The organism is Flavobacterium sp. LC2016-23, from assembly GCF_009674775.1.
Classification (GTDB): domain Bacteria; phylum Bacteroidota; class Bacteroidia; order Flavobacteriales; family Flavobacteriaceae; genus Flavobacterium.
In genome coordinates this window covers 81,963-101,048 of the sequence record NZ_WKKE01000011.1, presented here as the reverse complement: position 1 = coordinate 101,048, position 19,086 = coordinate 81,963, and the positions used below count along the sequence as shown (strand labels likewise).

Below are 19,086 nucleotides of genomic sequence, written 5' to 3'. Positions count from 1 at the left end.
GGAAATTATAAATTTGATATTATTTATTTTCAAGAAGTTCTTTTAAAACTTCAACACTTGGTAACACTGTTTTATATTTACTGGCAAAAATTTGCTCGTTGTTTTCTGGTAATGTATATTTTACTACGGATTCGCTTTTATTCTGACAAAGTACAATTCCAATAGTTTTGTTTTCATCTTCCAATCTCATTTCCCGATCATAATAGTTCACATACATTTGCATCTGACCTAAATCCTGATGTTTTAATTCCCCTATTTTTAAATCAATAAGAACAAAACATCTCAAAATTCTATTATAAAAAACCAGATCTATTCTAAAATGTTTATCATCAAAAGTAATTCGGTTTTGCCTTGCAACGAAAGTAAAACCATGACCCAATTCTAACAAAAAATGTTCTAATTTATTGATAATTTCTTCTTCCAGTTGTGATTCTGAATATTGATTTAATTCCGGCAATCCCAGAAACTCTAATATATAGGGGTCTTTAATGATATCTTTCGGTTTTTCAATAATCTGGCCTTGCTCTGAAAGTTTTAAAATTCCTTCTTTGTCTCTACTTAATGCTAATCTTGCATAAAGTGCTGAATCGTATTGTCTTTTTAGCTCCCGAACACTCCAATTGTGCCTTTCAGATTCTATTTCGTAAAAACGCCTTTCCTTTTCATCATCAATTCGCATTAAAAAAACATAATGAGACCAAGTCAATGTGAAAAAAGAGGATAGTGTCTGCATCTTTTTATTTTCGAAATTCTTTGACAGCGATGACGAAATTGAATCATTAGAATTCCGCGACACTGTCTCTGAATTCTTAATTTCCAAAATCCGCAACACTGTTGCGGATTTTGAATATATCAAATAAAATTTTCTAATCCTTTCTAAAACATCAATCGAAAACCCTTTTCCAAACTCTTTAGTCAATTGTTGCGAAAGCCCTTTTAATAATTGTTTTCCATATTCGGCCCTATCTTTTCCATTTTGCTCTTCTTCAACAATGATCCTTCCTATCTCAAAATAAGTAATGGTCATTGTTGAATTGACAGTACGCAAAACCTGTTGTCGGGCATTTTGTAATAACTCGGCAACTTGTTTAAAAATGACTTTATTTTGAAGATCGTTTGGCAATATTAAGTTTTTTGTTAAATAGCAACATCCTCAATCGTATCCAGCTCCACCTTCAAATTCTTGATGATAAATTCCTGTCTGTCCGGCGTATTTTTCCCCATATAAAAGGATAATAATTGCTCGATTGAAGTGTTTTTATCCATCATAATCGGGTCCAGTCGAATCGTTTCTCCAATGAAATTTTTGAACTCATCCGGTGAAATCTCTCCCAAACCTTTAAATCGGGTGATTTCCGGCTTTGGTTTTAATTTTTCGATTGCATCTTTTCTTTCTTCTTCAGAATAACAATAAATGGTTTCTTTCTTATTTCGAACCCTGAAAAGTGGTGTTTGTAAGATATACAAATGCCCTTCTTTGATCAATTCCGGGAAAAACTGCAGAAAAAAAGTAATCAGCAGCAAACGAATGTGCATACCGTCGACATCGGCATCGGTGGCGATTACGATGTTGTTGTAGCGTAACTTTTCGAGTCCGTCTTCGATATCCAAAGCAGCTTGCAGTAGATTGAATTCTTCATTTTCGTACACAATTTTTTTGGTCATTCCGTACGAGTTCAGAGGCTTACCACGCAAACTGAAAACGGCTTGTGTATTCACATCACGCGATTTGGTAATCGATCCGGAAGCCGAATCTCCCTCGGTAATAAAAAGTGTGCTTTCTAAATTTCTCGGGTTTTTGGTATCCGGAAGATGTGCGCGGCAATCTCTTAATTTTTTATTATGAAGATTGGCTTTCTTGGCACGATCTGTTGCCAGTTTTCTGATTCCTGATAATTCTTTACGTTCTCTTTCGGCCTGTAAAATTTTACGCAGTAAAGCTTCTGCTGTCGGAGGGTTTTTGTGTAAATAATTATCTAATTTATTCTTCACGAAATCATTTACAAAAGTACGAACAGATACTGCCGGTGTTCCGTCATCGGATCCCATATCGGTTGAACCCAGTTTGGTTTTGGTCTGTGATTCAAAAACCGGTTCCATCACCTTAATACTGATTGCACTCACAATCGATTTTCGAACATCAGAGGCTTCGAAATTTTTGTTGTAAAACTCACGAATGGTTTTTACGATGGCTTCTCTGTAAGCCGCTAAGTGCGTTCCTCCCTGTGTGGTATTCTGACCGTTGACAAAAGAGTGGTATTCTTCGCTGTATTGTGTTTTACTGTGTGTTAAAGCGATCTCAATATCATGATCTTTCAGGTGAATGATCGGATATTCCAGATCCTCTGCACTGATCGTTTCTTCCAATAAATCCCTAAGACCGTTTTCGGAAATGTATTTTTCGCCATTGAATATAATCGTCAGTCCATTGTTCAGGTAACAATAGTTCTTCACCATTTTAATTACATATTCCATACGGAATTTGTAATTTTTAAAGATCGTTTCATCCGGCGTAAAGGTCACTTTTGTTCCTTTTCGCTTTGTAGTATCAATTATATCTTCTTCCAAAACTAAATTTCCCGCAGAAAATTCAGCTCCTTTTTGTTTGTCATCACGAACTGATTCCACCCGAAAATAATTCGATAAGGCATTTACTGCTTTCGTTCCGACACCATTTAAACCTACTGATTTCTGGAAAGCTTTGGAATCGTACTTTCCTCCTGTATTCATTTTCGAAACTACATCGACTACCTTTCCTAATGGGATTCCACGTCCGTAATCACGAACCGAAACCGTTTTGTCCTTGATAGTCACCTCAATAGTTTTTCCGGAGCCCATAACGAACTCATCGATACAGTTGTCTAAAACCTCTTTTAAAAGAATATAAATACCATCATCCGGCGAAGATCCATCTCCCAATTTCCCGATATACATTCCGGGACGCATACGGATATGTTCTTTCCAATCGAGTGATCGAATATTATCTTCGGTATATTGATTTTGCTCTAGCATAAATGAATTGGATTTTTGGCTAATGTACCATTTCTGCGTAAAAAATAAAAGCGTATTTTCTTTTTGTTATAAATAATAACAGCTTTAAATCCTATTTAAATTGATTTTAAAAAAATACTAGCTTTAAAAACAGAAGAAATCAATTTTAAAACAAAAAAACGCTATCTGATTCCGAGTACCTGTTTTGCCAAAGCAATCATTTCGGGCGTTCCCGTATTTTTATTTTTTTCGTCTGAAAGTTTCACGACTCCCTGCCAGTGCACATTGTCAGGTTTGGTTTCGGTTAATTTGATGACCATATTCATCGGCGGCAGCCCCACATCGTTGGTAAAATTAGTTCCGATTCCAAAAGACATCCTGATTTTATCTTTACAAAAATCGGATATGATTTTTACCTTATCAAAATTGAGCGAATCCGAAAAAACAATACTTTTTGATTTGGGATCGATTCCCATTTTGGTATAGTGTAAAATTACTTTTTGTGCAAATTCCACCGGATCGCCGCTGTCGTGCCGAACGCCATCAAAAAGTTTGGAGTATTTTTTATCAAACTGGTTGAAAAATATATCTGTGGTGTAGGTATCCGTCAGTGCAATTCCGAGATCTCCGCCGTAGACTTGCGTCCAGTGTTCGAGACTCATAAAATTAGCCATTTTGAAACCATATTGGGCGGCATGAAACATAAACCATTCGTGTGCATGTGTGCCTAACGGACGTTTATTGTTGACCATGGCAAAATGTACATTACTGGTTCCGATAAAGCTTTGGCTTCCAAAAGCATTTAAAGTTTCATTAACTAAAACATGTACATCGTAAGAATGACGCCGTCTGGTACCAAATTCCAAAACAGGAACGCCGAGTTTATTGTAATTGTCAATTTTGTCTTTCGTATGACTTTTGATCGCGTCATCATTTAAACGAATTAAATGATTTGCTTTGTAAAAAAGCTCCGAAATTAAAGCCATCAAAGGAACTTCCCATAAAATCGTGCGGTACCAAAAACCTTCAATAGTGACCTTTAACTCTGATCCGTCCTGTGTTATTTCAACTTCAGAAGGATCGTACGTGTAGCCTTGTAAAAAATCTAAATAAGTAGGATCAAGATAAGGGCAATGATGCGACAGATACCGTTTTTCTTCTTTTGTCAATCGTAAATCTGCCATGGCATCAACCGATTTTCGAAGTAACTCAGCAAAGCCAGGCGGAAAAACATGTTTCCCACGATTGATAAAAGCATAACGTACTTTCGCCTTTGGAAAAAGCCTGATGACGGCATGCTGCATCGTAAATTTATAGAAATCATTATCTAAAATTGATTTCAGAAATGTTGTTTCCATAGCCCTACTGTATTAATGATTCAAATCGGTTCTTGCTAAGATACGCCAATTCAATAAAAGAAGAAAACTCTTTAAACAAACATTATGGTTATATTGTTTTCGGAATTACTTTAAAGATTATAAACGGTCTGTCATCAAGATAGAAAGTTATAAATCGCCCTAATTTTCTATAATAGGTTACTTGAAATTCAAATACTCCATTTTTTTCTTTTGGATTTTCAATTTCAACGCATTCTTCTTTTTTATTTAAATAATAAAGATTCTCGAGTCTTGAAACATTTTTAATTTTGAAGACTATTTTGTCATTATCATTTGCCTGAATAATCCCGGAAAAAGGCATCTGGACCTGGCATTCCTGCTCTATAAATTCATCGAAGATAAGTGGTCCGTTTAAAAACGCTTCTTTGTTTCCGGTGTTACCTGCATACATTGACGACACTGGAAAATGCGTCATATAGAAATATTCAGTAGCCATATCAAAATAAATGGGCGTAAATTTCTTTAAAACAACCTGACGCTTTTCATCAAAATATCCTTGTCCCCACGTAGCATCAATCAATATCCATTTTCCATCGATTAGAACTGTATTCCATGCATGATCTGATCCTAATCTCTTTCTCCCAATATCATTTAATAATCTTTTAGAATCACCACTTACAACCTGACATTTTAATCCCGATAATGTCGCCAAATGCTGGTACAACAAAGAAAATCCCTCGCATACTGCTTTTTTAGATCTAAATGCTTTCTGAGTTGCACTTGCATGCGCTAATTGAATTTGTTTGGCATTCTCTGCTTCATTCTTAGAAGTAAAAGTTTTTGGTTTTGGCGGATCTAAATAAGTTTTTAAATCATAATCCAAATTCAATGCAATCCAACTATAAATTGCTCTCGCTTTATCATGTTCTGATGTAAAGTCTTTCTGAATTCTTTCAGCCAGTTTTTCTGTACTTCCAAAATTTGGATATTTTAGTACAATACTATCAACTGCAGTGTACTTTTGCGAAAAAGATGAATTTATAAAGAGAAGATTCAAAAAAAGGAATCCAAATACTATTTTTTTTATTGTCATTATTTCCAAATGACTTTAAAAGAAACAATACTGCTTTCACCAAGGTAAAAAGTAATAAACTGTCCTATATTTTTATCAAAAGTGACCTGAAATTCCAAACTGCCTTTTCTTTCTTTTGCATTTTCAATTCGTATGGGCTGGTTCTTTTTATTCAGATAAAAAAACTGGGCCGTTTTCGAAATGTTTTTTATTCTGAAAGTAATATTTTCACCATTTTTAACTTCAATAAGTCCGGAATTGGGTTGCGTAATTTTATGATCTCCTTCGATGGTAATGTTATAAATCAGCGGGCCATTGAGAAAATCTTCCTTGCTTAATTTTTGTCCCAGATAGGTTCCGGAATCGGGAAAATGTTTCTGAAAAAAGTAATCGGGATCGGTATCAAAATAAATCGGTGCAAAGTCATTGATCATTCGTCCTTTGCTGCTGTCATAATAGCCCTGTCCCCAGGTAACATCAACCAGTATCCATTTTTTATCAATCAAAACCATATTCCACGCATGATTGGAAGAGGTCTCTTTTCTGCCAATATCCTCTAATCTGGTTTTAGAATCTCCCTTTATTATTTCACATTTTAATCCTGTTAAGCCGGCCAAATGCTGATACAAAGCTGTAAAGCCTTCACAAACCGCTTTTTGGGCAGTAAATGCCTTCTGAATCAGTTTATCGTTCAGTAGTTGGATTTTTCTTTGCTTTTCGGCCTCCGTGGAATAACTGAATCCCTGCGTTCGCGGCGGATTTAGAAAAGAAGCATAGTCGTATTTTATATTAAAAGCAATCCAGCTGTAAATAGCCCGTGCTTTATCCCGTTCGGAAGTGAAATCTTTTTGAATTCTTTCTGCTAACGCTTCTGTAGTTTTGAAGTGTTTTGGATATTTTAAAACTAGTTTATCCACATCATTATACTTTTGCGGGTAAGAAGAATGCAGAAAAATAAAATTCACGAAAAGAAACAGGAAAGTAATCTTTTTTATGGTCATCGATTAAAAACTAGACTTAATAATATCTTTTAATTCTTTATCCAGCTCGGCATTTGAGATTTTATTTTCCTCTAAATCAAAATTAGCATTGAATGCAGGTAACGAAAAAGTCCCCTTTATTTGCGCACCATATCTGGGCAAGGCATTATTGGCTATTTCTAAAACTGATGCCCCGCCTCGTGCTCCAGGCGACGTAGCCAGCAATAACATTGGTTTCTGCTGAAAAACGTCTTTCACAATTCTCGAACTCCAGTCAAAAAGGTTTTTAAAAGCTGCAGAATAGCTGGCGTTATTTTCGGCTAAGGAAATTACCAAAATATCAGCTCCTTCCATTTTTTTCAGAAATGCTTTTGCAAGTTCATGCTGACCGATTTCTTTTTCCAGATCAACACTGAATAAAGGCATTGCGTAATCGTTTAAATCCAAAACTTCAACTTCTGCATTTTCAAATAAACCAGCAGCATAAGTTGCTAATTTTTTGTTGATCGAGTGTTTACTGTTACTTCCTCCAAAGGCTATAATTTTCATATTTTTTCTTTTTTTTCCGGTTCTTTTTTCCCCGATTTATCAATCTCGAAAATTTCTTTTTTGATTTCCACAGAGTATTCATTCGGGTAAATTTTACCTCCGTATGATTTTGCATACACCTTGGTAAATTCTGCCCCAAAATACAGAATAATTGCGGAATAATATACCCAAACCAGAATAATTATTACAGAGCCTGCTGCTCCATAGACTGAGGCAACTGTAGAGCTTCCTAAATAAAAGCCTATGGCAAATTTACCAATCATAAAAAGTATGGCCGTAACTGTTGAACCTATAAAAGCATCTTTCCATCTTATTTTTCCGTCGGGCAATGTTCTGAAAATAATGGTAAAAAGAAGTGTAATACTAGCCAGTACAATAAAAATATTGACTACATAAAATAAATAAACCGTACTTTCCGGAAAGTATATTTTCAGTCGTGAACTCACTAAATCGAGTGTTGTATTGACAAAGAGACTGACCAGCATTAAAAATCCAACAGAGGCAATCATGGAAAAAGACATCAGACGATTCTGAATGAATTTTTTCACACCTTTGTCCGGTTTGGCGCGAAGCCCCCAAATAAAATTGATAGAACTTTGTATTTCTGCGAAAACTCCCGAAGCACCAATTAACAGCATCACAATTCCAAATGTGGTGGCGAAGACGTTATTTCCTGACAGTTGTACATTTTTTATCGCTTCCTGAATCTGAATTGCGGCGCCATTCCCTACCATCCCGTTAATTTGTCCGTACAATTGCCCTGTTACGGCATCTTCACCAAAGAAAAAACCACAGATGGTAATGATGATAATCAATAAGGGCGGTAAGGCAAATATGGTGTAGTAAGATAAAGCAGCACTAAGTTTGATCGCATTATCATCATTAAATTCTAAAAAGGCGTTCTTGATAAGAAACCAGGATTTGGAGAATAAATTTTTAACTTTCACGATAGTTCTTATTTTTAGATAACGCCTCAAATTTAAGCAATAATTAAAAAATCTGAATTCTTGCTTTTTTTGGAAATTTTACATCTTTCCCATGCTCGATTTTTAAAAAAGACTGTCATCCTGAGCGGAGTCGAAGGCTTGCTAAACTAAAAAAGGCTTCGACTACGATCAGCCTGACAATTACGCATAAAAAAACTGCTGAATTTCTCCAGCAGTCCCTCTATTCTCTTTCTTCTTTACTCTATATTCTAAAGTTACGCATAAAAAAACTGCTGAATTCCTCCAGCAGTCCCTCTATTCTCTTTCTTCTTTACTCTATATTCTAAAAAAAGAAAATTAAACATTAAAACGGAAATGCATCACATCACCATCTTTTACAACGTATTCTTTTCCTTCTACTTTGAACTTTCCTGCTTCTTTTGCTTTTGCTTCTGAACCATATTGAACATAATCTTCGTATGAAATTACCTCTGCACGGATAAAACCTTTCTCGAAATCAGTATGGATTACTCCGGCAGCCTGTGGTGCTGTAGCTCCGATATTAATCGTCCAGGCACGAACCTCTTTTACACCGGCAGTAAAGTACGTTTGTTGTTTTAATAATTTGTAAGCGGCACGAATTAAAACGGAAGCTCCCGGCTCTGTTAATCCCATATCTTCAAGAAAAACCTGACGCTCTTCGTAGCTTTCTAATTCGGTAATATCAGCCTCTGCTCCTACTGAAAGGATGATCACTTCAGCATCTTCGTCTTTTACCAGTTCACGAACCTGATCTACATATTTGTTTCCGTTTACGGCTGAATTTTCATCCACATTACAAACGTATAAAACTGGTTTTGCCGTAATCAGCTGAAAAGATTCCATTAAAACTTCTTCATCGTTCCCCTGAGGTACAACAGTACGAGCCGATTTAGCCTGTAATAAAGATTCTCTGATCCTGTCTAAAAGTGCTTTTTCGGTTTGTGCTTCTTTGTTTCCGGTTTTAGCGGCACGATTTACTTTCTCCAAACGTTTTTCAACGGTTTCCAAATCTTTCAGCTGAAGTTCAATATCAATCGTTTCCTTGTCACGAATCGGATTTACATTTCCATCAACGTGTACAATATTGTCATTGTCAAAACAACGCAATACGTGAATAATAGCATTACACTCTCTAATGTTTCCTAAAAATTGGTTTCCAAGACCTTCGCCTTTACTGGCTCCTTTTACCAAACCTGCGATATCGACAATATCAACTGTTGCCATTTGTACACGTTCTGGTTTTACCAATTCTTCTAATTTATTGATTCTCGGATCCGGAACGTTTACAACACCAATATTAGGTTCGATAGTACAAAACGGAAAGTTTGCACTTTGCGCTTTTGCATTAGATAAACAATTAAATAATGTTGATTTTCCAACATTTGGCAATCCTACAATTCCTGCTTTCATCTGTAGATAAATTTGTTTTTTATTTGATTTCGATCGCCTCAGCTACTAATTTTATTGAGCTAGCTTCCAATTATTTAGTAATGATTTAATCGTACTATACTTATTTTTTATTAAAGCCTAAATTTTGTCAAAATAATACATTTTAAGGCTAAAATTTTGCAAATATAAGATTTAATAGCTCGTAACTAAACAAAAAATGATGATATATGTTTTTTTACGACATTTCTTAAAAAAAATTAAACTTTTTTATAATGTTTTGTTAAATAAACCTACTTTTATCTCAATATTTAACAAACCAAAATAGAATTAACCAAAAAAGATTAACCATGAAAAAAATTGCATTACTATTATTTCTCTTTAACACTGTCATTATTTTTGCGCAACAGCAAGTAACGGGTGTAGTAAAAGACAATACAGGTACCCCTCTGCCTGGAGTGAACATTGTTGAAAAAGGAACTAACAATGGTGTATCCACCGATATCGACGGATCTTATAAGATTACAGTTAAAGAAGGCGCATCCCTAATTTTTACTTATGTAGGCTACAACAGCGTTACCAGGCTGGCCAATGCCTCTAAAATAGATGTTGCTTTATCTGAAGAAGGCGGACAAAATCTTGACGAAGTTGTTGTGACAGGATCCAGAACAGCCGCAAGAAGTAATACCACTACTGCATTGCCAATTGATGTTTTATCCTCCAAGGATTTAACGTCCACCGGACAAGCGACATTTGACAAGGCACTGCAATACAAAATCCCGTCTTTTAATACGGTACAAACTCCTGTAAATGATGCTACTTCATTGCTGGATCCGTACGAAATCAGAAACATGGGACCAAGCAGAACTTTGATCCTTATTAATGGTAAACGTAAAAATTTAAGTTCTTTGCTTTACGTACAGACCTCTCCGGGACGTGGTGAAACAGGTGCAGATATTTCTGCCATCCCAACAGACGCTATCGAAAGAGTGGAAATTCTTCGTGACGGAGCCTCTGCCCAATACGGGTCTGATGCGATTGCCGGGGTTATGAACATCATTTTAAAGAAAAACAACACAGATGGATCTTTAACAGTAAGAAGCGGGATTACTTCTGAAGGAGACGGAGAAATGCTTGGTGCAAGTTTAAACCAGGGTACAACTGTCGGAGAAAAAGGTTTCCTGAATTATACAATTGATTTTTCTAAAGTAAAATTGGCTAACAGACCGGGAAATGTTGATGCAGAAGGAGATGCCGGGGATTTTGGCGCTAATTTGGCAGACGTTCAGGCTTTTCTTGCTAAATATCCGGATGCAGGAAATATTAATGGTTCTCCGGAGACAGCTGCTGCTAAATTTTTAATTAATGGTGGTAATGATATCAGCGATAATACAAAATTATATTATAATGCCGCTTATGTTTACAAAAAAGTAAAATCATTTGCCAACTACAGAACGCCATACTGGAGAACTTTGGCTGACGATCCTTACCTTATTGATTTTTTCGGAAAAGGTACTGGTGCCAATAGAGTTTACGAAGGATATGTGCCAACTTTTGAAGGGGACTTATTTGACTATAACGGTACATTAGGTTTCAAAAATGTAAAAAATGGATGGAATACGGATGCCAGTATAACTGTTGGTGGCAACAAACAATTGTACACTGTAAACAACTCTGTAAACAGATCTGCTATCCTTGATGAAAACGGCGAAAATGTATACAGAGAAAATAGCCCCATCTCTTTTAAACCAGGCGGAACTTCTTTTAATCACGTGGTTGGAAATATTGATATTTCTAAGATTGTATCAGACCAAATCAGTATTGGATTTGGGTCTGAGTTCAGATCGGAGAATTTTGAAGTTATTGAAGGAGTTAAAGCATCCTGGGACGGAACCGGAGCGGATTCTTTTGCAGGAAACAGACCTGAAAATTCAGGAAAATGGAACAGATATAATGTGGGGGTTTATTTAGACGTTGCTTTTGATATCACAAAAGACTTTTTGATAAACGGAACAGTTCGCCATGAAGAATATAGCGATTTTGGAGGAGCAACGGTTTGGAAAGCCAGTACAAGATATAAGTTCCTTGATGACAAAATTACTTTAAGAGGTTCTGTATCAACAGGTTTCAGAGCACCAACTTTACACCAGATTTACACGCAAAAATCACAATACTCTTTCGTAGCCGGACAGGGAATTCAGGTAAGTGGAATTATCAGTAATGTTTCTCCTCAGGCACGTCAATTGGGAATACCTTCTTTATCTCCTGAGAAATCAACTAATATTACTGTAGGTCTTGGTGCAAAACCTTTCAAAAATTTAAATGTAACCGTCGATTATTATAATATTAAAGTAGAAGACAGAATTGTACTGGGAGACAGACAAAATACTCCGTTTGGAAATGTAGCCTGGTTTTCTAACTCATTTGATTCCAGAACATCTGGTTTAGATGTAGTAACAAGCTATAATAATATTGGAATTGGAGAAGGTAAATTAGGCTTTAATTTATCCGGAAACATTACATTCCAAAACGAAAGAATTTCTCCTGTGACCAACAACTCATTTGGACCAATTCTGGACGCTTTGACTTTTACCTCAAGACCAAAAACAAAATGGATATTGGGTGCTAATTACGAAATTGGTAAGTTTGGATTTTCTTTAAATAATACTTATTTCGGAGAGGCTAGTTTTCATCAGGATGGTATAGCAACTTTTGATAGTTCTAAACCACAAGGTCAATATAATCCTGACTTAGATACACGATTTATTCCTAAAGTTGTTACAGACTTAGGCATTAATTTTAATGCTACCGAAAAATTCACTATCGCTTTAAATGTAAACAACATCTTTAATGTTTTACCGGAATGGGAATTTGTAGCAAAAAATGCAGATGGAGAAGTTTTGTTAGCAGACCCTGTTCAAACAAAGCGTCAATATAATTTATTGACTTTTAATGGTCGTTATCCTACGACTTCATATGATGGTTCACATTTCAGTCAATTAGGAACTATATTTAATTTATCTGTAAACTATAAATTCTAAGTTCAGCCTTTTAATAATTGAAAAGGGTTGTCTTATGACAGCCCTTTTTTTTATACTTTTATACTTAAAAACCAATTGTTATGGCAAATTTATACGACGGCAAAATGGCCGCGATTTACGATGCGATGTACCAGACTTTTGTTAATTATGACGAAGAGTATGCTTTTTATAATAATCTGATTCAGGAAAATAATTGTTCCAGTATTCTGGAAATTGGAAGCGGAACGGGAAACCTCGCCAAACGATTCGAGGAAAACAACCAAAACTACCTGGGTCTTGATTACAGCGAAAGTATGATCGAAATCGCTAAAGAACGAAACAAAAATTGTGCTTTTATACAAGGTGACATGCGCGATTTCAAACTTGATCAGCCTGTAGATGCTATTTTAATCACAGGAAGGTCCACGAGTTATCTGATTACCAACAACGATATCAATAAAACTTTTGATGCTCTTTACAAAAACAGCAAGGAGCATGGCATTATCATTTTTGATTTTATCGACGCGAACCGCTTTATTCCTTTCATTAAGGAAAATTTACTAATCACACATGAAGCAGCGTACGAAAACGTAAATTACAAGAGAGATAGCCATTGGGACGTGAACCAGTCCCTCGAAAATTTCATGTTAGACTGGAGTGCGGAATACTACACTGTTGTAAATGGCAAAAAAGAAGTTATTGAAAATGATTTTTCAACCGTTCGTGTTTTCACGCGCAATGAAATAGAGCTTTTCCTGTATCTCAATAATTTTGAAATACTAAAAACCATCGACAGAAAAACCTATGCCTACGACACTTATGTTATTGTAGCAAAGAAAAAATCATAAAAAACGGGAGAGGAAATCACGTTTTATTTACATTTTAAATTCTAAGGAATCAATCAGTGTCTTTTCTTCATCAGTGGCTGTAAATCCGGAGATATTCCAGTAATTGGTCAGGACCTTATTTTTTTTATTAAAAAGGGTCTTGTCTTTAAAGACATCACTTTCCCTGTACGTAAATTTCTGTTTACTGAAATTTGTTGTGATAAAATTATTCCGCACCTGAATATTTTTGACCTGATCTTTCAAAACGAGATCATAAGCGATCTCTTCATTTGAACTCAGTACATAATAGTCCGGGCCATCGAGCCGGTAATTTACTTTCACTAACGATCGCGTTACATTCTTGGAGCCAACAGCTGCTTTATCTACTGTTTCAGCCAAAGTTCCGGGAGTGATAATGATCGAGAATTCAATGATTTTTTTTTTTAAAGGGTCGTATATAATTTCAAAATTATCAACTGCTGTTTTAGATTTATCCAACGGCGTAACATTCATTATATAGTAATCTTTATTAACGGGATGTCCTTTGGTAATAAAATCGTATTCTTTTTTTGCTTTTGAATCTAAAATTGGGTCAAAATAGCTCAGGTTCGAGTAATTTTCCATGATATTATTCAAATTATACCCTTTTAAATCAGCACTTATATCCTTTTCCAGTAAGCCATAAGACCGGTTTTGCTCTACTAATAAAGTCGTGGAAACTTTTTTCTGACTGACTCCAAACTGAAAATTCACGAGTCCGTCATTGTAATAAGAATATTGATTGTTCAGCATAAAAAATTCCCTTACATACACTTTTAGCCGACAGGGCATCGCTAACTTTGCACGTGAGTTCAGTACAATTTTCCGAAGGATTTTCTGGGGAGATTCTTTCGACAAAACAATTTCATCCAGTTTGTTGTCTTTACTTTTTAAGTAAACCGTAAATTCATTTTCTTTTAAACTTGCCCAGCGAATGGTTAAATTCTCGTAATTGGTTTCAGAAACCTGAACGTTTGACCCTCCGCTTAACACAAAAGTCACTTTACCATCTTCATTGCTTAATAAAATTTGTTTGGTTTTCATAATAACAATAGTTGCATTCTCAATAGGAAGCTGTGTTTCTATATCCTTTACAACAATAGAATATTCGGTATTCTGAGCAAAAATACTTTCACTAAAAAATACAACAAACAAAATTAGTAGTCCCTTCATAGGCTATTACTTACTATTATCAAACAATTGTTAATAAATCAATCAAATTAACAAAAATAAAACATTAAATCCCAATTTAATACGAGATACTTACACATTAAGACATAAAAAAACCTGAGCTAAACTACTCAGGTTCTTTTATTTATCGGTTACGTTATCTGTTATTCGTTATGCAGAAAAGCCTGACGCGCCAACAAAGTTTCTTCATCTTCTACGTGGTTATCATCCGGCACACAACAATCTACAGGACATACGGCAGCACATTGAGGTTCATCATGAAAACCTTTGCATTCCGTACATTTCCCCGGAACTATATAATATACTTCATCAGAAATTGGAGTTTGTGCATCATCTGCATCCACTTCAGTTCCGTCCGGTAAGATTATTTTTCCTGAAAGGGCTGTTCCATCTTTATATCTCCAATCATCAGCTCCTTCATAAATTGCTGTATTTGGGCATTCCGGTTCACAAGCTCCGCAGTTAATACATTCGTCGGTTATAATTATTGCCATCTTTTATATTATTTTATGCTTTAAGTTTTAGGCTTTAAGCTATTTCTAAAATATTATTTTTCAAAAATTAAAGCTTATTGCATAAAGCTTACCGCTTAACGCTAAAAAAACTTATTTTTGTGCAAAATTACAATCAAAACTATTCATAAACAAACATTATGACATTAGAAACAAAAAAAAGTGTTTTTGTTGAATTAGGGAAATTCTTAAAACAATTTTCTGAAAACAATACAACCAAAAAATCGGATGTTTTACATAACGATTTATTTTTTGATGATTTCGAAAAGCTGATTCATTTATCACAATCTCATAATGGATGGTATACGCCTGAACAGGTCTATTTTGCCCTTCAGTCCTGGGCAGACGCTTTAACAGAAGAAAACATCACAAAATGGCTTTCTGACTATTCTTTAGAGACCGCTCAGAATAAAGAAAACGGGAAAAATGTGGCGCTGATTTTAGCCGGAAATATTCCATTGGTTGGTTTCCATGATTTTTTATCGGTTTTGATAAGCGGACATAAAGCACTTGTAAAAACATCTTCAAATGACCAGCATCTGCTGCCGTTTTTAGCCAGATACATCATTGCCGTTAACCCGGAATTTTCGGATAAAATCACTTTCGTGGAAGGAAAACTAGAAAATTTCGATGCCGTAATCGCCACCGGAAGCAATAATACAGCCCGTTATTTTGAATATTATTTTAAAGATAAACCCTCTATCATCCGCAAAAACAGAAATTCAGTAGCAGTTTTAAACGGAAATGAAACCAAAGAACAACTGGAAGCATTAGGTGAAGATATTTTCAGGTATTTCGGATTAGGCTGTCGCAATGTTTCGAAGCTTTTTGTCCCGAAAGATTATAAATTTGATGCCTTTTTTGAAGCTATTTTCAAATATCAGGACGTCATTCACTACGAAAAATACGCTAACAATTACGACTACAATAAGGCTGTTTTTTTAATGAGTAATTTCAAATTACTCGACAATGGCTTTCTGACATTAAAAGAAGATTCCAGTTATGCCTCTCCTATTTCGAGTGTTTTTCACGAATTTTATGAAAGTCGTGAGGATCTCGAAAAACGTCTTGAAGCTGATGCTGAACAAATTCAGTGTATCGTCAGCACTGATTCCGGCAAAAATAATATTCCCTTCGGACAGACCCAAAATCCGCAATTGTGGGATTATGCAGATAACGTAGATACTATAACGTTTTTGTTAACAACAAAGTAAAAAAATGTTTAATTATTTCGAATAATTTATCGCTTTTTCAGCTCCTATTGCCGAAATTTGCGTTTTTAAAATTTTCGTCTATTAACTATACCATGAAAAAACACAACTACAGCGCAGGACCAAGTATTTTACCACAGGAAGTTTTTGAGAAAGCATCAAAAGCCGTTTTAAATTTCAATGATTCAGGACTATCTATCCTTGAAATTTCGCACAGAAGCAAAGATTTTGTTGCTGTAATGGAAGAAGCCCGTTCGCTTGCTTTAGAATTATTAGGACTTGAAGGAAAAGGATATCAGGCTTTATTTTTACAAGGTGGTGCCAGTACTGCATTCTTAATGGCTCCATACAATTTGATGAAAGAAAACGGAAAAGCCGCTTACTTAGATTCAGGAACCTGGGCAACAGCTGCCATCAAAGAAGCTAAAAACTTTGGAGAAACTGTTGTCGTAGCTACTTCAAAAGAAGAAAATTACAATCATATCCCAAAAGGATACGAAATACCGGCTGATGCAGATTATTTTCACTGCACCAGTAACAATACGATTTTTGGAACTCAGATGAAAGAATTCCCGACAACAACTATTCCTGTTGTTTGCGATATGAGTTCTGATATTTTTTCACGCAATTTAGATTTCTCCAAATTTGATTTAATCTACGCCGGAGCCCAAAAAAATATGGGACCTGCAGGAACGACTTTAGTAGTAGTTAAAGAAGAAATCCTGGAGAAAAGCGGAAGAACTATTCCAAGCATGTTAGACTACGCCAAACATATCAAAGCAGAAAGTATGTACAATACACCTCCTGTTTTTGCCGTTTACGTTTCTTTGTTAACCCTGCAATGGATTAAAAGTAACGGTGGTGTTGCAGCAATCGAAAAATTAAACGACGCGAAAGCGGCTTTACTTTATGCTGAAATCGACAGAAACCCATTATTTAAAGGAGCTGCAGCAGTGGAAGACCGTTCTAAAATGAATGTTACTTTCTTACTGAACAATCCGGATCACGCTGCAACTTTTGATGCGCTTTGGAAAGAAGCCAATATCTCAGGATTGCCGGGACACCGTTCTGTTGGTGGTTACAGAGCCTCTATCTACAACGCAATGCCGATCGAAAGTGTTCAGGTATTGGTGGATGTGATGAAAGCTTTGGAGTCTAAAGTTTAGTTTGCAGTCTCAGTTTTCAGTTTTCAGTTAATTTAGAACTGAGACCGAGACTGAGACTAACCTCCTAATCAAAAAGAAAAAATTATAACACAAGTTAATTCCCTAAATCGTAACGATTAACCAATTAACCAAACAAACAAATAAACACATAATGAAAGTATTAGCCAATGATGGAATTTCTAAAAGTGGAATTCTAGCTTTAGAAAAAGGTGGATTTGAAGTTATAACAACAAAAGTAGCACAGGAACAAGTGGCTAATTTTGTAAACGAAAACAACGTAAGCGTAGTTTTAGTGCGCAGTGCGACTAAAGTTCGCAAAGATATTATTGATGCCTGCCCGGGGCTTAAAATTATTGGCCGTGGCGGTGTTGGTATGGATAATATTGATGTTGATTATGCCAAAAGTAAAGGAATTCACGTAATCAATACACCGGCTTCATCGTCAGAATCTGTTGCTGAACTGGTATTTGGACACTTATTTTCAGGTGTTCGTTTTTTACATGATTCCAACAGAAATATGCCTCTTGAAGGAGATTCAAACTTTGACGGTTTGAAAAAAGCCTATGCAAACGGTATTGAATTAAGAGGAAAAACGCTTGGAATTGTTGGTATCGGACGTATTGGTCAGGCTACTGCAAAAATGGCGCTTGGTTTAGGTATGAAAGTAATCGCTGCGGATAGTTTTATTCCGACTGTGGATATAAAAGTGGAGTTTTTTGACGGTCAGTCTATCACTACCACAATCGTTTCTCAATCATTAGAATCTTTATTTAAAGAAGCGGATTTCATTACGTTACACGTTCCTGCTCAGGATGGTTACATCATTGGAGAGAAAGAATTTGAAATCATGAAAGATGGTGTTGGAATCGTAAATTGTGCCCGTGGTGGTGTGATTGATGAAGTAGCATTGATAAAAGCTTTAGATTCCGGAAAAGTAGCATTTGCAGGACTGGACGTTTTTGAAAGCGAGCCAAAACCGGAAATGACAATCTTAATGCACCCTAAAATTTCCTTGACACCCCACATTGGAGCTGCAACAGGAGAAGCACAAGACAGAATCGGTACGGAGTTAGCTTCACAAATCATTACTTTATTAAGCTAATTAACTGTAATTAAATATTTTAAAAGGGATTTATTAACATTGTTTAATAAATCCCTTTTCTTTTTTTATTAAATTTGAAGTTACCAATCTAAAAAAATCTAAATCATGTTTGAACAATTAACGCAATTAGTGCAACAATACGGAGGCGATGCAGTTGTCAATAACAGCGCGGTCCCGAACGAACATAATGAAGCTGTAATAGCCGAAACCGGTAACTCCATTTTTGCAGGACTGCAGAAAATTGCTTCGGAAGGCGGTGCAGAACAATTGGCTGGTTTATTTAACGGAAGTACTCCAATAGACAATTCCAATCCGGTGGTACAACAAATAACACAACAACTGACCGGTAGTCTTGGTGAAAAATTCGGATTAAGCAATGCAGATTCTTCAGGAGTTGCTTCCAGTATTATTCCAAAGGTATTAAATTCACTAGTCAATAAAGCAAAAGATCCAAACGACAGCAGTTTTCAGATTTCAGATATTATTGGAGCCATTGCCGGAAACAGCGGACAGGCATCCGGAATTATGGATACGATCTCGAAATACGGAATGCAGTTTGGCCTGGACCAAAATGCAGACGGGAAAGTAGATGTAGCAGATGTTATGGTCATCACCAAAAGCAAAGGAGGCATCTCCGGATTTATTGGTAAACTGTTTGGAAGATAGGTTTTTTTAAAAGGTGCAAAGGTACTAAGGCTCTGAGGCGCTAAGGTTTTTTTTAAGGTTCAGAGTTAC

Annotated in this window: 16 protein-coding genes; 6 read left to right on the top strand and 10 right to left on the bottom strand. The window is 35.8% G+C overall.

Translation table 11 applies throughout. The features are described 5' to 3' along the window. Positions 1-19 precede the first annotated feature (19 nt). From GJU43_RS11130 to ychF, 8 genes are all read right to left on the bottom strand, one after another. Positions 20-1,027 carry a PDDEXK nuclease domain-containing protein gene (locus GJU43_RS11130; protein ID WP_229655044.1) on the bottom strand — a complete coding sequence of 336 codons (1,008 nt, stop codon included), beginning with the start codon at positions 1,025-1,027 and terminating at the stop codon, positions 20-22. A gap of 110 nt (positions 1,028-1,137) precedes the next feature. After that, positions 1,138-3,012, bottom strand: a complete 1,875-nt coding sequence (locus GJU43_RS11125) for a DNA topoisomerase IV subunit B (protein ID WP_154340831.1) — start codon at positions 3,010-3,012, stop codon at positions 1,138-1,140. A 161-nt stretch (positions 3,013-3,173) separates the two neighbouring features. Further along, positions 3,174-4,349, bottom strand: coding sequence for a nicotinate phosphoribosyltransferase (gene pncB / locus GJU43_RS11120; protein ID WP_154340830.1), 1,176 nt, complete (start codon positions 4,347-4,349; stop codon positions 3,174-3,176). An 88-nt stretch (positions 4,350-4,437) separates the two neighbouring features. After that, entirely contained in the window at positions 4,438-5,421 is a 984-nt protein-coding gene (locus GJU43_RS11115; RefSeq protein WP_154340829.1) for a transglutaminase domain-containing protein, read from the bottom strand. Then, positions 5,421-6,317, bottom strand: a complete 897-nt coding sequence (locus tag GJU43_RS11110) for a transglutaminase domain-containing protein (protein WP_370455589.1) — start codon at positions 6,315-6,317, stop codon at positions 5,421-5,423. The genes GJU43_RS11115 and GJU43_RS11110 overlap by 1 nt, the downstream gene beginning before the upstream one ends. A gap of 87 nt (positions 6,318-6,404) precedes the next feature. Further along, positions 6,405-6,929, bottom strand: coding sequence for an NADPH-dependent FMN reductase (locus GJU43_RS11105; protein ID WP_154340827.1), 525 nt, complete (start codon positions 6,927-6,929; stop codon positions 6,405-6,407). Continuing rightward, on the bottom strand, positions 6,926-7,876 hold the full coding sequence (locus tag GJU43_RS11100) for a YihY/virulence factor BrkB family protein (RefSeq protein ID WP_370455588.1): 951 nt from the start codon (positions 7,874-7,876) through the stop codon (positions 6,926-6,928). The genes GJU43_RS11105 and GJU43_RS11100 overlap by 4 nt, the downstream gene beginning before the upstream one ends. Positions 7,877-8,212: 336 nt before the next feature. Next, the gene (ychF, locus tag GJU43_RS11095; protein WP_042564141.1) at positions 8,213-9,307 is read right to left on the bottom strand and encodes a redox-regulated ATPase YchF; all 1,095 of its coding nucleotides are present in this window, start codon (positions 9,305-9,307) and stop codon (positions 8,213-8,215) included. A 326-nt stretch (positions 9,308-9,633) separates the two neighbouring features. On the opposite strand from ychF, the gene GJU43_RS11090 reads away from it, so the two are divergent. Together GJU43_RS11090 and GJU43_RS11085 are read left to right on the top strand one after the other, a co-directional pair. Beyond that, positions 9,634-12,324: a TonB-dependent receptor gene (locus GJU43_RS11090; RefSeq protein ID WP_154340825.1), complete on the top strand. Its 2,691-nt coding sequence runs from the start codon at positions 9,634-9,636 to the stop codon at positions 12,322-12,324. 80 nt (positions 12,325-12,404) lie between these two features. Then, entirely contained in the window at positions 12,405-13,151 is a 747-nt protein-coding gene (locus GJU43_RS11085; protein WP_154340824.1) for a class I SAM-dependent methyltransferase, read from the top strand. A 27-nt stretch (positions 13,152-13,178) separates the two neighbouring features. On the opposite strand, the gene GJU43_RS11080 is transcribed toward GJU43_RS11085, so the two are convergent. Together GJU43_RS11080 and GJU43_RS11075 are read right to left on the bottom strand one after the other, a co-directional pair. Next, positions 13,179-14,342 (bottom strand): hypothetical protein, encoded by a 1,164-nt coding sequence (locus GJU43_RS11080; RefSeq protein ID WP_154340823.1) that lies wholly within the window; start codon positions 14,340-14,342, stop codon positions 13,179-13,181. A 161-nt stretch (positions 14,343-14,503) separates the two neighbouring features. Next, on the bottom strand, positions 14,504-14,854 hold the full coding sequence (locus tag GJU43_RS11075; RefSeq protein ID WP_132037845.1) for a 4Fe-4S dicluster domain-containing protein: 351 nt from the start codon (positions 14,852-14,854) through the stop codon (positions 14,504-14,506). Positions 14,855-15,012: 158 nt separating this feature from the next. On the opposite strand from GJU43_RS11075, the gene GJU43_RS11070 reads away from it, so the two are divergent. The 4 genes from GJU43_RS11070 (at position 15,013) to GJU43_RS11055 (ending at position 19,017) form a co-directional block, all read left to right on the top strand. Further along, entirely contained in the window at positions 15,013-16,086 is a 1,074-nt protein-coding gene (locus tag GJU43_RS11070; protein ID WP_154340822.1) for an acyl-CoA reductase, read from the top strand. A 92-nt stretch (positions 16,087-16,178) separates the two neighbouring features. Beyond that, positions 16,179-17,249 carry a 3-phosphoserine/phosphohydroxythreonine transaminase gene (gene serC / locus GJU43_RS11065; protein ID WP_154340821.1) on the top strand — a complete coding sequence of 357 codons (1,071 nt, stop codon included), beginning with the start codon at positions 16,179-16,181 and terminating at the stop codon, positions 17,247-17,249. 151 nt (positions 17,250-17,400) lie between these two features. Next, positions 17,401-18,351 carry a D-2-hydroxyacid dehydrogenase gene (locus GJU43_RS11060; RefSeq protein ID WP_154340820.1) on the top strand — a complete coding sequence of 317 codons (951 nt, stop codon included), beginning with the start codon at positions 17,401-17,403 and terminating at the stop codon, positions 18,349-18,351. 105 nt (positions 18,352-18,456) lie between these two features. Further along, entirely contained in the window at positions 18,457-19,017 is a 561-nt protein-coding gene (locus GJU43_RS11055) for a hypothetical protein (protein ID WP_154340819.1), read from the top strand. Positions 19,018-19,086 lie beyond the last annotated feature (69 nt).

Excerpts from the sequence above, each read along its gene's own strand:
- GJU43_RS11130 (WP_229655044.1), bottom strand. The coding sequence starts at position 1,027 with ATGACCATTACTTATTTTGAGATAGGAAGGATCATTGTTGAAGAAGAG.
- GJU43_RS11125 (WP_154340831.1), bottom strand. The coding sequence starts at position 3,012 with ATGCTAGAGCAAAATCAATATACCGAAGATAATATTCGATCACTCGAT.
- pncB (WP_154340830.1), bottom strand. The coding sequence starts at position 4,349 with ATGGAAACAACATTTCTGAAATCAATTTTAGATAATGATTTCTATAAA.
- GJU43_RS11115 (WP_154340829.1), bottom strand. The coding sequence starts at position 5,421 with ATGACAATAAAAAAAATAGTATTTGGATTCCTTTTTTTGAATCTTCTC.
- GJU43_RS11105 (WP_154340827.1), bottom strand. The coding sequence starts at position 6,929 with ATGAAAATTATAGCCTTTGGAGGAAGTAACAGTAAACACTCGATCAAC.
- ychF (WP_042564141.1), bottom strand. The coding sequence starts at position 9,307 with ATGAAAGCAGGAATTGTAGGATTGCCAAATGTTGGAAAATCAACATTA.
- GJU43_RS11090 (WP_154340825.1), top strand. The coding sequence starts at position 9,634 with ATGAAAAAAATTGCATTACTATTATTTCTCTTTAACACTGTCATTATT.
- GJU43_RS11085 (WP_154340824.1), top strand. The coding sequence starts at position 12,405 with ATGGCAAATTTATACGACGGCAAAATGGCCGCGATTTACGATGCGATG.
- GJU43_RS11080 (WP_154340823.1), bottom strand. The coding sequence starts at position 14,342 with ATGAAGGGACTACTAATTTTGTTTGTTGTATTTTTTAGTGAAAGTATT.
- GJU43_RS11075 (WP_132037845.1), bottom strand. The coding sequence starts at position 14,854 with ATGGCAATAATTATAACCGACGAATGTATTAACTGCGGAGCTTGTGAA.
- GJU43_RS11070 (WP_154340822.1), top strand. The coding sequence starts at position 15,013 with ATGACATTAGAAACAAAAAAAAGTGTTTTTGTTGAATTAGGGAAATTC.
- serC (WP_154340821.1), top strand. The coding sequence starts at position 16,179 with ATGAAAAAACACAACTACAGCGCAGGACCAAGTATTTTACCACAGGAA.
- GJU43_RS11060 (WP_154340820.1), top strand. The coding sequence starts at position 17,401 with ATGAAAGTATTAGCCAATGATGGAATTTCTAAAAGTGGAATTCTAGCT.
- GJU43_RS11055 (WP_154340819.1), top strand. The coding sequence starts at position 18,457 with ATGTTTGAACAATTAACGCAATTAGTGCAACAATACGGAGGCGATGCA.